Here is a 13252-nt window from a genome sequence, read left to right on the forward strand (position 1 = left end):
CACACCCGCGCTACACCCACTTCCCCAGCGCGGGCTATCCTGAACCCGCCAACCTGTAGCCCTGAAGGAGGAACAACGTTGAGTGTCGATATCGAGTGCGTCGTCGTAGGCGCTGGGGTCGTCGGGCTCGCCATAGCCCGGGAAATGGCCCAGGCCGGACACGAAGTGCTGCTGATCGAAGCCGGTGAAGCCATCGGCATCGGCACCAGCTCGCGCAATTCCGAAGTCATCCATGCCGGCATTTATTACCCACCGGGCAGCCTCAAGGCGCAGCTGTGCGTCGAAGGCCGGCACCAGTTGTACGACTATTGCCAGAGCCATGGGGTCGCGACTCAACGGCTCGGCAAGTTGATCGTAGCCAAGGACCCGGCACAAATGACCGGGCTCGCGGCATTGCTCGAACGGGGTTTGATGAACGGCGTGGACGACCTGCGCCTGCTCGATCAACGACAGGCGTTGGACCTGGAGCCGGCCCTGTCCTGTGTTGGCGCGTTGTATTCGCCTTCCACCGGTATCGTCGACTCTCACGCGCTGATGCTGGCCTTGCAGGGCGATGCCGAAGCGGCCGGTGCGAGCGTCGCGTTCCACACACCGTTGCTAAAGGCTCGCGTTACCGTCGATGGCTTCGTGCTGGAGCTGGGCGGTACGGCACAGATGAGTTTGTCCTGCCAACGACTGATCAACGCCGCCGGCCTCCACGCCCCCGCCCTCGCCCGCCGCATCGAAGGCCTGGCACCGCAGTCAGTGCCCCGCGAGTATTTGTGCAAGGGCAACTACTTCAGCCTGACCGGCCGCGCGCCCTTCCGGCACTTGGTCTATCCCGCGCCGCAAGCGGCTGGCCTGGGTATCCACATGACCCTGGACCTGGGGGGCCAGGCGCGGTTCGGTCCTGACGTCGAATGGGTCGAGCACGAAGACTACCGAGTCGACCCGGCACGGGCCGAAGTCTTCTACCCGGCGATCCGCAATTACTGGCCGGGCCTGCCGGACCAGAGCCTGCAACCGGGCTACAGCGGCATCCGCCCAAAGATCTCCGCACCCGGCGAGCCCGCTTGCGACTTTCTCATCAGCAGCCAAGCCGAACATCAGGTTCCTGGGTTGATCAACCTGTTCGGGATTGAATCGCCGGGGCTGACCTCTTGCCTGGCGATTGCCTGGCGGGTCCGGCAACTGATCGAAAGCGTTTAGCCATCAGCAAAGTGCAAGGCGTTTTCCCCAGCTTCTTGCAGCTTGCACGGACATAAAACCAGCGAAAAATACAACCACCTGTTTTTAAACATCTTTTTAACAAGGCCCGACTGGCACGGTGGATGCAATTTACCTCTTACGCGGCGTCGGCGCTTGAAGCCGGCCCGCATCCGTGAATTGCCAGGAGCTACTTATGAACGCCATCGACCTGTTGAAAGCCGACCATGAACGCGTCAAAGCCATTCTCACCCAACTGAGCGAATCCACTGATCGTGCCGTCAAGAAACGCACTGATCTGTTGGCGAAATTGGAAATGGAAATTTCCATCCACACCCGTCTGGAAGAAGAGATTCTGTACCCGGCATTCAAGCAGGCAGGCAGCAAGGACGAGGCCGAGATGTATTACGAGGCCAAGGAAGAACACCGCACCGTCGATTCGCTGGTGCTGCCGGACCTGAAAGCCACCGATCCGACCCAGCCGGAATTTGCCGGTCGCGTGAAAGTGGTCAAGGAACTGCTGGAGCACCACATCGAAGAAGAAGAGAAGGAGATGTTCCCCCACGCGAAAAAACTGCTGGGCAAAGCGAAACTCGATGCCCTGGGTGAAGAGATGGAAACCATGAAGGCGCAGTACAAAAAAGAACTGAGCAGTGCCAATCTCGCCGCCTGATTCAAGGGCCGAGGATGCTTCAGCCGTCAGTTGACGGCTGAATGCTGCGGCGTTTTATTGCATCTGTTCGCGCAAGAATTCCACCAGCGCCTGCACCGGGCGTGAGCTTTGCCGGTGTTGCGGGTAAACCGCCGACAACGTCAGCGGCTCGGTCTCAAAGCCCCCCAGCACCTTGATCAATCGACCGTCCTTCAGAGCCTCGCCGACGATGAAGGTTGGCAGATAGGTGACGCCCATTGCGGCAATGGCCGCATCCCTGAGCAAATCGCCGTTATTGGCGCGCATGCGTCCACTCACCTCCAGCGCCAACGGTTTGCCCGCGCCACCGAATCGCCACTGCACCTGACGGCTGTGACCGTAGGGCAGGCAGTCATGATTGCGCAGGTCTTCAGGTCGCTCGGGCGTGCCCCGTTGCGCCAGGTAGGCCGGGCTGGCGCAGTACACCCGCTCAATGGTCGCAATGCGCCGGGCGATCAAGGTCGAATCCTCCAGCACGCCGATCCGTAGCGCCAGATCATACCCCTCCCCCAGCAGGTCCACCGAGCGGTCACTCAAGTCCACCTCTACGCTGACGTCCTGATAACGCTGCAGAAACAGCGGCAACAGACTGCCCAGGTGCGCCACGGCGAAGGACAGCGGAGCACTGAGGCGAACGGTGCCGCGGGGTTCGTCGGTCTGGCCGCTGATGCCCTGTTCCACCTGTTCAACTTCGCTGAGCAGCCGCAGCGCCGCTTCGTAATAGCGCTGGCCCAGGGGCGTGACATCTAACCGCCGCGTCGAGCGATTGAGCAGGCGCACGCCCAGGCGCTGCTCCAGCTCCATGAGCTTGCGGCTGACGAACTGCTTGGACAATCCCAGCTTGTCCGCCGCTGCAGTGAAACTGCCCGACTCCATGACCTGGGCAAAGATGCGCATTTCTTCGAAGGGGTTCATTGTCATACCAGAGTGGACAGTCAGGATGTTCTGTTGGGCATTGTGGTCGGCGTGAGACAGATTGGGAAGGTGTCGCATGTGTCGCCGTCATCGCGAGCAAGCTTTGCGCCCACCTCTGCGCAGCCGCAAGACCTGTGGGAGCAAAGCTTGTTCGCGACAGCGGTGGATCAGCCTGAAAGAAGTGGATGCCAAGCGCAAAAAAACGCCCGCACAAGGCGGGCGTCATTCAGCAGCAACCGTTCAGCTTACTTGGCCGTCAGCGCCGAATAGCTGTTCATCAGGTTGCGGTAGTTCGGAATGCGCTGGGACAGCAGGTTGCCCAGGCCTTCGATGTCGTTGCGCCAGTCTTGCTGCAGCTCACAGGCCACCGAGAACCAGTTCATCATTTGTGCGCCGGCGGCGGTCATGCGCACCCAGGCGGCCTGTTGCACGGTTTCGTTGAAAGTGCCCGAAGCGTCGGTCACCACAAACACTTCAAAACCTTCAGCCAATGCCGACAGGGTCGGGAATGCCACGCAGACGTCGGTCACCACGCCGGCAATGATCAACTGCTTGCGACCGGTGGCCTTGATCGCCTTGACGAAGTCTTCGTTGTCCCAGGCATTGATCTGGCCTGGACGTGGGATGTATGGCGCGTCCGGAAACATTTCCTTGAGTTCCGGTACGATCGGGCCGTTAGGGCCTTTTTCGAAGCTGGTGGTCAGGATGGTCGGCAGTTCGAAGAATTTCGCCAGGTCAGCCAGGGCCAGCACGTTGTTCTTGAACTCGTTCGGCGAGAAGTCCTGGACCAGGGAAATCAGGCCGGTCTGGTGGTCGACCAGCAGGACGACCGCGTCTTCCTTGTTCAGGCGTTTGATAGCGGGAACGTTGCTCATGGGATGACTCCTTTGGGATGGATGTTACGAAACCTTGTGGGAGCGGGCTTGCTCGCGAAAGCGGTGTGTCAGCTTGCGACGTTGTCGGATGTGCCGACGCATTCGCGAGCAAGCCCGCTCCCACAGGGGGATCTGTGTGTAATCAGTCAGAAGGCAAAGCAGGAGCAACCAAACGCGCCCCAGAAGCCTTGGAAATCGCTGACCGGAACGTTCGACAACCGCGCCCGTTCATGGCTGTGGGAGTGCACCGTGCACGGACCGCTGCACTGGTGAACCTGCGCCTGCAAGGGCGAGGTCGGGCGCCAGTGGCCCGGGACCTTGACCACCGGCGACCAGTCCGGCAGTACCGGTACACTGGCCGGCCCAAGCTTTTCGAAGTCGCCGGCGGCGTACACCACCTTGCCGTCGACCACCGTCAACACGGACTCGATCCACTTGATGGCTTCTTCCTCGACGCTGAAGAAATCCGCGCTCAGGGCCGCCAGGTCCGCCAGTTGACCGACCTTGATCTGGCCTTTCTTGCCCTGCTCCGAGGAGAACCAGGCGCTGCCATGGGTGAACAGCTCCAGCGCGGTCAGGCGCGGCAGGCCCTCTTCGTGCAACGAGAGGCCGCCGACCGTGCGGCCGCTGACCATCCAGTACAGCGAGGTCCAGGGGTTGTAGCTCGACACCCGAGTAGCGTCGGTGCCCGCCCCCACCGGCACACCTTCGGCCAGCATGCGCTTGATCGGTGGCGTGGCTTCGGCGGCCTTGGCGCCGTAGCGGTCGACAAAATATTCACCCTGAAAGGCCATGCGGTCCTGGATCGCGATACCACCGCCCAGCGCCCGGACCCGTTCGATGTTCTTCGGCGTGATGGTCTCGGCGTGGTCGAAAAACCATGGCAGGCCGTTGAACGGGATGTCGCGGTTGACCTTCTCGAACACATCGAGCATGCGGCTGATGGACTCGTCATAGGTGGCATGCAGGCGGAACGGCCAGCGCTGCTCCACCAGGTGCCGAACCACCGGTTCCAGATCCTGCTCCATGCCCGGCGGCAGGTCCGGACGCGGCTCCAGGAAGTCCTCGAAATCCGCCGCCGAGAACACCAGCATTTCACCGGCGCCGTTGTGCCGCAGGAAATCATCGCCCTGGTGCAATTTGACGCTGCCGGTCCAGTTCTTGAAGTCGCTGAGTTCTTCCTTGGGCTTCTGGGTGAACAGGTTGTAGGCGATGCGCACCGTCAACTGCTGTTCCCGCGCCAACTGCTCGATCACCGCGTAATCGTCCGGGTAGTTCTGGAAACCGCCGCCGGCATCGATGGCGCTGGTCAGCCCCAGGCGATTGAGTTCACGCATGAACTGGCGCGTGGAGTTGACCTGATATTCCAACGGCAACTTCGGTCCCTTGGCCAACGTCGAGTAAAGAATCATCGCGTTAGGCCGCGCCACCAGCATGCCGGTGGGCTCGCCCTTGCTGTCGCGCACGATCTCGCCACCCGGCGGGTTCGGCGTGTCACGGGTGTAACCGGCCACCCGCAGCGCGGCGCGGTTGAGCAAGGCGCGGTCATACAGGTGCAGCACGAACACCGGCGTATCGGGAGCCGCCTGGTTGAGTTCTTCCAGGGTCGGCATGCGTTTTTCGGCGAACTGGAATTCGTTCCAGCCGCCCACCACGCGCACCCATTGCGGCGTCGGCGTGCGATCTGCCTGGTCCTTGAGCATGCGCAAGGCATCGGCCAGGGACGGCACACCTTCCCAACGCAGTTCGAGGTTGTAGTTCAGGCCACCACGGATCAGGTGCAAGTGCGAGTCGTTGAGCCCAGGGATGACAGTGCGGCCCTTGAGGTCGATGACTTGGGTGCCGCTGCCGCGCAGGGCCATGGCCTCGGCGTCGGTGCCCACGGCAATGAACTTGCCCTGGCTGATGGCTACCGCGCTGGCGCGGGGTTTCTCACGGTCGACCGTGTGGAATTGACCATTGAATAGAATCAGATCGGCGTTCATCGGATTTCCTTCTGAATGGGAAGAGGCAAGGGACAGGCGGGGCCAGAAAGCCGCCGCCGCGCTGAGCAGGGATCCGGCGGCCAGTAACTGGCGGCGCAGCGGATCGCTCGGGTCATCTTTATTGGCCATGGTCGGACTCCAGGTGTTCATGGGCCTTGGAGGCTTCCAGCCACGGTGCGAACAGGCGGGTCGCCAGCGGCATGCACACGTACACCACCGAAAGCACGATCGTCACTGTGATCAAGAATGTGGCGACCACGTAGTTGGAGAGGAACGCGTGGAGCTGCAGTAACGGCCCCCAGATCAGCGGCACCAGCAAGGTGTGCGGCAGGATGACCAGCAGCGTCACCACCGCCTGCTTCCAACGCGGCGGTGGCATCGAGGCATCGGCCAACGGGGCGAACCAGAATTCCTTGTACGGCGCGACTTCGGTCTGGTCGCCGTCGGCCAGCAAGGGCGCGGCTTCTTCCACCAGGTCCCGGCGTTCGGGGGAATCCAGCCAGCGTTGCATGGCCTCGGTGGAACAGAAACGCAGCACGCAGGTGAACAGCGACAACCCGCCCAGTTTGCCGCGCACCACGTCCACACCCAGGTGGCCCGGCCATTGACCGGCCACGCGCACGATGCGGCGTAACCAGGCCTCGTACGCCGCGTCCTGGCCGGCCTTGATCCGGTGCTTGACCACCAGGGTCACGATTTCATCGAAGCCGGGTTTGGCCGGGCTCGCGGGGGATTCAATGGCTTGAGATTCAGACATGGCGAAGCACTCCAACAAAACGCGTATTGATTGCCAGGCGCCCGGGCCCGGCGATGAACACGCTGGTAAATATGATCAGCAGCAGCCAGCCGAACTGCCCCTCTTCCAGGCTCCACTGCGGGTGCACCACCAACAGCGCCACCGCCAGCAGAAACAGGATAGGCAAGCAGGCCAGGCGCACCAGGACACCGGCCATGATCAGCAGCGGGCACAGCACTTCGGCAAAAATCGCCAGGATCAGGGTCGGCGCCGCGCCGAGGTGAAACGGGTCTTCGATGCGGGTCAGCTCAACGCTGTAGTGCAGCAGCTTCGGCAAGCCATGGACCCAGAGCAAAAACAGCGCGCCACTCAGGCGCAGGAACAACAAGCCCAGGTCCTGCAACGGGCGTTCATCGGTCATGTTCATCGGTGAGCTCCGTCCGGGTCCGCCGAGGCGGCGGCCGGCAGCGGTTGGGACATGTAGGTGGCAATGCGCGAGCGCAGCCAGCGCTCGGCCGGGTCGTTGTCATGCACGCCGCTCCAGACCATCGACAACTCGGCCGCGTTGATCTCGAACGGCGGATCCTCGGCCCGCAGCGCGCAGCCTTCCACCAGCGCGCAGGCGGCGTAGTCGGGTACGGTGGCGATCAGTTCGGTGCCGGCCAGCAACGCCCGCAACCCGCTGAATTGCGGCACCGCCAGCACCACTTTGCGGGCCCGGCCGATGTGGGCCAGGTCCAGGTCGATGTTGCCGCTCAGGTCGCCCGAGAACGAGACCATGGCGTGGGGCCGCGCGCAGTATTCGTCCAGGGTCAGTGGCCCCGGGCGTTTGTCGCCGCGCAAGACCTTGCAGGGAATGTCCCGCAGTTTCTTGCGCTTGGCATTGGCCGGCAGGTCGGTGGTGTAACTGACCCCGACGCTGATTTCACCGCTGGCCAGCAGCGACGACATCAGCAGGAAATTGGCCCGGCGCACCACGACGATGATGCCCGGCGCTTCTTCACGCAGTTGGCTCAGCAGCGGTGGAAACAGGCCGAACTCGGCATCGTCGGACAAGCCGATGCGAAACACATCGCAACTGGTGGACGGATCAAACGCCTTGGCCCGGCTGACCGCGCTGGAAATCGTGTCCATGGCCGGTTGCAGTTCTTGCAGGATGGCCAGGGCCCGCGGAGTCGGCTCCATGCCGCGACCGTGACGGATCAGCAGCGGGTCATCGAACAGATCCCGCAGCCGCCCCAGCGCCGCGCTCACCGCCGGCTGGCCCATGAACAGCTTTTCGGCGACGCGGGTCAGGTTTTTCTCGAACATCAGCGCCTCGAAAATCACCAGCAGATTCATGTCGAGGCGGCGTAAGTCGTTGCGGTTCATGGGTGTGAGTCCTATCGATCCTGTGGGAGCGAGCTTGCTCGCGAAAGCGGAGTGTCAGGCGGCGATGTTGACTGTTGCGCCGCCATCGTCGGAACGCCGCCCGGAGCAAGCTCGCTCCCACAGGTTAGTGCGTGGTCAACCCTGGATGAACGCCAGCAGGTCGGTGTTCAACCGATCCTTGTGGGTATCGGTCAAGCCATGAGGTGCGCCTGGGTAAACCAGCAACTGCGCGTTCTTGAGCAACTTGGCGGCTGCGATGCCAGCGGTTTCGATGGGGACCACCTGGTCGTCATCGCCATGGACCACCAGGGTCGGCACGTCGATGTTGCGCAGGTCTTCGGAAAGATCAGTCTCCGAGAACGCCTTGATGCAGTCGTAGGTGTTCTTGTGGCCGGCGAGCATGCCTTGCATCCAGAACCAGTCGATCATGCCTTGGGAGACTTTGGCACCCGGACGGTTGGCACCGAAAAACGCGCTGGCCACATCTTTGTATAGCTGAGAACGGTCGGCCAGGGAGGCCTGGCGGAAACCGTCGAACACCTCGATGGGCAAGCCGCCGGGGTTGGTCGCGGTCCTGACCATCAGCGGCGTCACCGCCGAAATCAGCCCGAGTTTGGCAACGCGCGCGGAGCCATGGCGACCGATGTAGCGCGCCACTTCACCGCCGCCGGTGGAGAAGCCCAGCAGCACTGCATTCTTCAAATCCAGGCGCTCGATCAGCTCGGCCAGGTCATCGGCGTAGGTGTCCATGTCATTGCCGTCCCACGGCTGGCTGGAGCGCCCGTGGCCACGACGATCATGAGCGATCACCCGGTAGCCGTGGGACGCCAGGAACATCATTTGCGCCTCCCAACTGTCCGAGTTCAACGGCCAGCCGTGGCTGAAAACCACCGGTTGACCACTGCCCCAGTCCTTGTAGTAAATCTCGGTGCCGTCGCGGGTAATGAAGGTGCTCATGACATGACTCCTTGAGGTGGGTGGATGGCTTTATGGTCCGGCCATGGGGGGCACCTGCGTGAGTTAAACGTTGTTAATTTTTTCGGGACGGGCGTGTTAATCCCCCCGCTTTCGTGGCGAGGGAGCTGGCTCCCTCGCCACGGGGTTCTATGTTTGGCCAAAAATATGCAAAAGCTCTTCACCGTTGCGCGTGACGCAAAACCTGAGGAATATGCTCGGGGATAGCCCCTGCACCGGGACCAGAACATTGAGAGCGACATGAGCCATTACCTCAACCTGCCCGTCGAACAGACCGTGCATTTCGGCCCTTACCGGGTCCATCCTCGCCAGCGCCTGGTGCTGGAGGGTGGGCAACCGTTGCGCCTGGGGCGGCGGGCAGTAGAGATTCTGCTGGTGCTGCTCGAACACGCCGGGCAGGTGGTGAGCAAACAGCAACTGATCGCCCGCGTCTGGCCCAAGAGCATCGTTGAAGACACCAACCTGCGGGTGCACGTCGCGGCATTGCGCAAAGCCCTGGGGGATGGTCAGGCGGGCCAGCGTTACATCGTCACCGTCGCCCAGCGCGGCTACAGTTTTGTCGCACCGGTGTCGCTCGAGCCCTTCGAGCAACTGGCGCGCATCCCGCATCCGTCACTGGCCCGCAACCTGCCGCTGCGCCGTACACGAATGATCGGACGCCAGGCCTTGGTAGACGCCTTGGTGGCCCAGCTGCCGCGAAAACGCTTTATCACGCTGGTGGGCACCGGCGGTATCGGCAAGACCACCGTCGCCCTGCGGGTCGCCGAACAGTTGATCGGCCACTACCGCGACGGTACTTGTCTGCTGGACCTGGCAGCGCTCAACGACCCGGCCATGATCGCTCCCAACCTGTGCGCGCTGCTGGATTTGCCGCTGCATGACGGCGACCCGCTGGACACCATCGCCCGCCAGCTCAAGGAGCGGCATCTGTTGCTGGTGATCGACAACTGCGAGCACCTGATCGACGCCATCGCTCTACTCTGCGAAACCCTGCTGCGCGGCGCCCCTCACCTGCATGTCCTGGCCACCAGCCGCGAAGGCCTGCGTGCCGAAGGTGAGCACGTGCAGCGCCTGGACTCCCTGGCGTTCCCGCCGCGAGAGACGCCTATCGAGGGTTATCCCGCCGTGGAGTACCCGGCACTGCAACTGTTCGCCGAGCGGGCCATGGCCAGCCAGGACGACTTCGAACTGACCGACCACGAAGTACCGTTGGTGATCGACATCTGCCAGCGGCTGGACGGCATTCCCCTGGCCATTGAACTGGCCGCCGCGCAAATCGGCCGTTTCGGGCTGGAGGAACTTCACCGACAACTGCAAGACAGCGTCGCCCTGCTGCACAACGAAATCGACGCCGCACCGCGCCAGCAAACCCTGCGTGCCACGCTGGATTGGAGCTTCGCGCTGCTTATCCCGTGCGAGCAGATCTGCCTGCGGCGGCTGGCGGTGTTCATGGGCAGTTTCAACCTGACATCGGCCGCCGCAGTGATCATCGGCCAGCATGTGGCGCCCGATCAGGTGCTGGTGTCAGTCAGCCAGTTGGTCGCCAAATCGTTGCTCAATGTAGAGATTGGCGATGAAGAGGTGCGCTATCGGCTGCTCGATACCACCCGCAGCTATGCCTTGGAGAAACTGGCCGAAGCCGGGGAACTGGCGGCCAGCCAGGAACGTCACGCCGAGCGTTGCCTGACGCTGATGGAGCAAGCCGAAAGCGACTGGGAAAACACCCCCACGCGGCTGTGGATCGCCCGCTACGCCGCCTATCGCGACGACATCCGTGCGGCGCTCGACCGGGGCTTGGGTCCACAGGGCTCGCACACCGTGGCAATCCGCCTGACCGCTCGCACCCTGCCCCTCTGGCAGGAACTGTCGCTGCTCAAGGAGCACGGCCTTTACGTCAGCAAAGCGTTGAAATTATTACAAGCCAGCCCCTCGCCGTGCCCAAGGCTGACCCTCGCCCTGGAACTGGCCCACGCCAGTTTCAACTACCACACCGAGGGTGGCACGCCGGCCACCGTCCGCGCTTTCGTCACGGCCCGGCAACTGGCGCAGCACTGCCAGGACCTGGCGAGCGAACTGCGGGCGGTATCGGGGCACATGACCGTCAACCTCAGTCGTGGCAACTATCGGGAGGCGCTGGAACAAAGCCAGGACTTCGACCGGCTGGGGCCCCACGGCGACCCGAACCTCTCCCTGAGCACCCAACGCCTGCGTGTGCTGGCGCTGCATTTTACCGGTGACCAGGGCGCGGCTCGACGCGATGCCGAGCAGGTGATCCAGCGCCTGGCCCAGAGCGGCCATCTCAGCCGGTTCAGCCACGGTTTTGGCGTGCAATACGACCAGAGCGTGGCTGCGCTGACGATTCTGGCGCGCATCCTCTGGCTGCAGGGCTTTGCCGAGAAAGCCCGACGCACCGCCAACCTGGCGTTGCAGATCGCCTTGCAGATCAACCACGGCATCTCGATCTGCTACACCCTGGCGATGAGCGGTTGCGTGATCGCCCATTACAACGGTGATCACGCAACCGCCCGAGAAAGGCTCGATCTGTTGAAGCTACAGGCGAAAAAACATTCGGTGATGCTGTTCCATGACTGGGCCCGCCACTACGACTGCGCATTCACCGGTGAAACCCTGGAGGCGAGTCCGACGGCTGCCGGGCTGATCCGCGACATCGTGGTCACGCTACGGGCCGACTTCGTTAGCCAGGCGCAAATCGAACGCGCCCACGACGGTGCGGCGGGCTGGTGCTCGGCGGAGATCCTGCGGGCCGGCGCCGAAAACTGGCTGACACACAATGACCCATCCCTTGAAGGGCACGCCGAAGAACAATTGCTGGCAGCCCTGACCGTAGCCCGGCGGCACAACGCCCTGGCCTGGGAACTGCGCAGCGCCATGTCCCTGGCCCGGTTATGGCAACGCCAGGGGCAGGAACACGCCGCACGCGATCTGCTCGGGCCGGTCTATCGACGCTTCACCGAAGGGTTCGATACCCCCGACCTACAGGAAGCCGGCGCGCTGCTCCAAAGGTTGAGTCAACGACTGGAGCCCTGAGCGGCAGGGTTGCCAAGCCTCCTGCAACACGTAATGCCGCTGGAACACCTGCCACTGGCCGCTGCGCCGCAGCTTTTCCAAGGCATAGGCGCGGGTGGTGTGGAGCAAGTGAAAGCGCCCCCCTTCGGCGTGCTGCTCAAGCATCACCAACGACTGACTTACCAATCGTGACAGCAGCCAGGGCAGTTGCCCGACACCCAGCTCGGCGCAACTGATCACCGCCATCGCCGCCCTCAGGCTGAAGGGTGCCTCGAACACCGCCAGACGCTGGAGCACCGCTTGTTCATCAGTGCTCAAGCGCTCGAAACTCCAATCCAGCAAGGCCTCCAGGCTCCGGTGGCGGGCCACCGCCGTGCGTCGTCCATGGCTCAAGAATGACAGGCCAAAATCCAACTGCTCCAGCACTCCTGCCACCCCTAACGCATCGACCTGGACTGCCGCCAACTCCAACGCCAGCGGCAAACCGTCCAGGCGGTGGCAGATTTGCGCAATGGTCAGCAAGTCGCGCTCACCCGGTGTGAAGCCTTGCTGCCGGGCGCCGACCCGATCGATCAACAGCTGCACGGCCGGGCACGCCAATATTTGATGCTCCGGCTCAAGGGGCGACGCCACCGCCAGGCCCTGCAACGGCACAACATTTTCATCCGTGATACCCAAGGGTTCGCGACTGCTCAACAACAGCGCCACCCCAGGTGCCGAGCGCAGTGCCTGGGCCAGCTCCTGGCAGGCGTCGAGCACATGTTCGCAGCCATCGAGCACCAACAACATTCGACAGGAGGCCAGTTGCGCGCTCCAGTGCGCGCCTGCCAAACCGAGCGTGCGAGCGACCTGCACCGACACCTGCGAAGAGTCGCTGGTGGCGGACAGGTCAACGAACCAGGCACCGTCGTCAAAATACTCCAGCAACAGTTCCGCTACCCGCGACACCACCGTGGTCTTGCCAACACCGCCCGGACCGGTCACGGTGGTCAAGGGCCGACGGGGCACATCGGCCAGTAACTGCCCCAGCACTTTGTCGCGGCCGATCAGCGGGTTCAGCCGGGCCGGCAGGTTGTGTCGCGTGGACCATCGGTTGGCACACCGTTCGACACTCGCCTCCAAGGCCACGGAAGCGGCAAAACAATAGCCTTGCCGGGGATGATTGAGGATATAGCGACAGCCGTCCCGCCCATCGCCGAAGGCCCGCCGCAGCGCCGCGATGTGCACCCGCAGGTTGATTTCTTCCACGACGCTGTCAGGCCATACATGCGCGATAAGTGCTTGCTTGCTGACGAAGCTGCCGGCGTGCTCGACCAGCACTTGAAGAATGTCCAGGGCACGTCCGCCCAGCGCCAACGGCTTGCCGTCACGGGTGACCAGCCGCTGCTGTCGGTAAAAGGCAAACGGACCGAAGCCCAGCGCCGGCTCGGTATCGGGTTTGACGAAACTGTTCATGGGCGATCCAGCGCCGGGTAACCGGGGCGGGCATGAC

11 protein-coding genes are annotated in these 13252 nt (G+C 62.9%); 3 read left to right on the plus strand and 8 right to left on the minus strand.

The genetic code is table 11. The features are described from left to right. Nucleotides 1-78: 78 nt before the first annotated feature. Nucleotides 79-1188 carry an NAD(P)/FAD-dependent oxidoreductase gene (locus ACWNZ1_RS14690; RefSeq protein WP_456027723.1) on the plus strand — a complete coding sequence of 370 codons (1110 nt, stop codon included), beginning with the start codon at nt 79-81 and terminating at the stop codon, nt 1186-1188. 193 nt (nt 1189-1381) lie between these two features. Then, a complete protein-coding gene (locus ACWNZ1_RS14695; RefSeq protein ID WP_135846097.1) occupies nt 1382-1858 on the plus strand; it encodes a hemerythrin domain-containing protein in 477 nt (158 codons plus the stop codon). A gap of 54 nt (nt 1859-1912) precedes the next feature. On the opposite strand, the gene ACWNZ1_RS14700 is transcribed toward ACWNZ1_RS14695, so the two are convergent. The 7 genes from ACWNZ1_RS14700 to ACWNZ1_RS14730 form a co-directional block, all read right to left on the minus strand. Beyond that, entirely contained in the window at nt 1913-2791 is an 879-nt protein-coding gene (locus tag ACWNZ1_RS14700; RefSeq protein WP_135846098.1) for a LysR family transcriptional regulator, read from the minus strand. A gap of 245 nt (nt 2792-3036) precedes the next feature. Further along, entirely contained in the window at nt 3037-3666 is a 630-nt protein-coding gene (ycaC, locus tag ACWNZ1_RS14705; protein ID WP_135846099.1) for an isochorismate family cysteine hydrolase YcaC, read from the minus strand. Between the two features lie 146 nt (nt 3667-3812). After that, entirely contained in the window at nt 3813-5651 is a 1839-nt protein-coding gene (locus ACWNZ1_RS14710; protein WP_256454419.1) for an amidohydrolase, read from the minus strand. Between the two features lie 118 nt (nt 5652-5769). Further along, on the minus strand, nt 5770-6408 hold the full coding sequence (locus tag ACWNZ1_RS14715; protein ID WP_456027724.1) for an antibiotic biosynthesis monooxygenase: 639 nt from the start codon (nt 6406-6408) through the stop codon (nt 5770-5772). Beyond that, nucleotides 6401-6814 (minus strand): DoxX family protein, encoded by a 414-nt coding sequence (locus ACWNZ1_RS14720; protein ID WP_092144454.1) that lies wholly within the window; start codon nt 6812-6814, stop codon nt 6401-6403. The genes ACWNZ1_RS14715 and ACWNZ1_RS14720 overlap by 8 nt, the downstream gene beginning before the upstream one ends. Continuing rightward, nucleotides 6811-7758, minus strand: coding sequence for a LysR family transcriptional regulator (locus ACWNZ1_RS14725; RefSeq protein ID WP_135846101.1), 948 nt, complete (start codon nt 7756-7758; stop codon nt 6811-6813). The genes ACWNZ1_RS14720 and ACWNZ1_RS14725 overlap by 4 nt, the downstream gene beginning before the upstream one ends. 135 nt (nt 7759-7893) lie before the next feature. Beyond that, the gene (locus ACWNZ1_RS14730) at nt 7894-8715 is read right to left on the minus strand and encodes an alpha/beta fold hydrolase (protein WP_135846102.1); all 822 of its coding nucleotides are present in this window, start codon (nt 8713-8715) and stop codon (nt 7894-7896) included. A 258-nt stretch (nt 8716-8973) separates the two neighbouring features. Between ACWNZ1_RS14730 and ACWNZ1_RS14735 the strand changes: the two genes are divergently transcribed. Further along, entirely contained in the window at nt 8974-11781 is a 2808-nt protein-coding gene (locus ACWNZ1_RS14735) for an ATP-binding protein (RefSeq protein WP_135846103.1), read from the plus strand. Here the strand turns inward: ACWNZ1_RS14735 and ACWNZ1_RS14740 are convergent. Further along, nucleotides 11728-13215 carry an ATP-binding protein gene (locus ACWNZ1_RS14740; protein ID WP_256453408.1) on the minus strand — a complete coding sequence of 496 codons (1488 nt, stop codon included), beginning with the start codon at nt 13213-13215 and terminating at the stop codon, nt 11728-11730. The two genes, ACWNZ1_RS14735 and ACWNZ1_RS14740, sit on opposite strands and share 54 nt — an antisense overlap. Nucleotides 13216-13252: the final 37 nt, after the last annotated feature.

This window comes from Pseudomonas sp. CFBP 5748, from assembly GCF_053850495.1.

Excerpts from the sequence above, each read along its gene's own strand:
- ACWNZ1_RS14695 (WP_135846097.1), top strand. The coding sequence starts at position 1,382 with ATGAACGCCATCGACCTGTTGAAAGCCGACCATGAACGCGTCAAAGCC.
- ACWNZ1_RS14700 (WP_135846098.1), bottom strand. The coding sequence starts at position 2,791 with ATGAACCCCTTCGAAGAAATGCGCATCTTTGCCCAGGTCATGGAGTCG.
- ycaC (WP_135846099.1), bottom strand. The coding sequence starts at position 3,666 with ATGAGCAACGTTCCCGCTATCAAACGCCTGAACAAGGAAGACGCGGTC.
- ACWNZ1_RS14710 (WP_256454419.1), bottom strand. The coding sequence starts at position 5,651 with ATGAACGCCGATCTGATTCTATTCAATGGTCAATTCCACACGGTCGAC.
- ACWNZ1_RS14715 (WP_456027724.1), bottom strand. The coding sequence starts at position 6,408 with ATGTCTGAATCTCAAGCCATTGAATCCCCCGCGAGCCCGGCCAAACCC.
- ACWNZ1_RS14720 (WP_092144454.1), bottom strand. The coding sequence starts at position 6,814 with ATGAACATGACCGATGAACGCCCGTTGCAGGACCTGGGCTTGTTGTTC.
- ACWNZ1_RS14725 (WP_135846101.1), bottom strand. The coding sequence starts at position 7,758 with ATGAACCGCAACGACTTACGCCGCCTCGACATGAATCTGCTGGTGATT.
- ACWNZ1_RS14730 (WP_135846102.1), bottom strand. The coding sequence starts at position 8,715 with ATGAGCACCTTCATTACCCGCGACGGCACCGAGATTTACTACAAGGAC.
- ACWNZ1_RS14735 (WP_135846103.1), top strand. The coding sequence starts at position 8,974 with ATGAGCCATTACCTCAACCTGCCCGTCGAACAGACCGTGCATTTCGGC.
- ACWNZ1_RS14740 (WP_256453408.1), bottom strand. The coding sequence starts at position 13,215 with ATGAACAGTTTCGTCAAACCCGATACCGAGCCGGCGCTGGGCTTCGGT.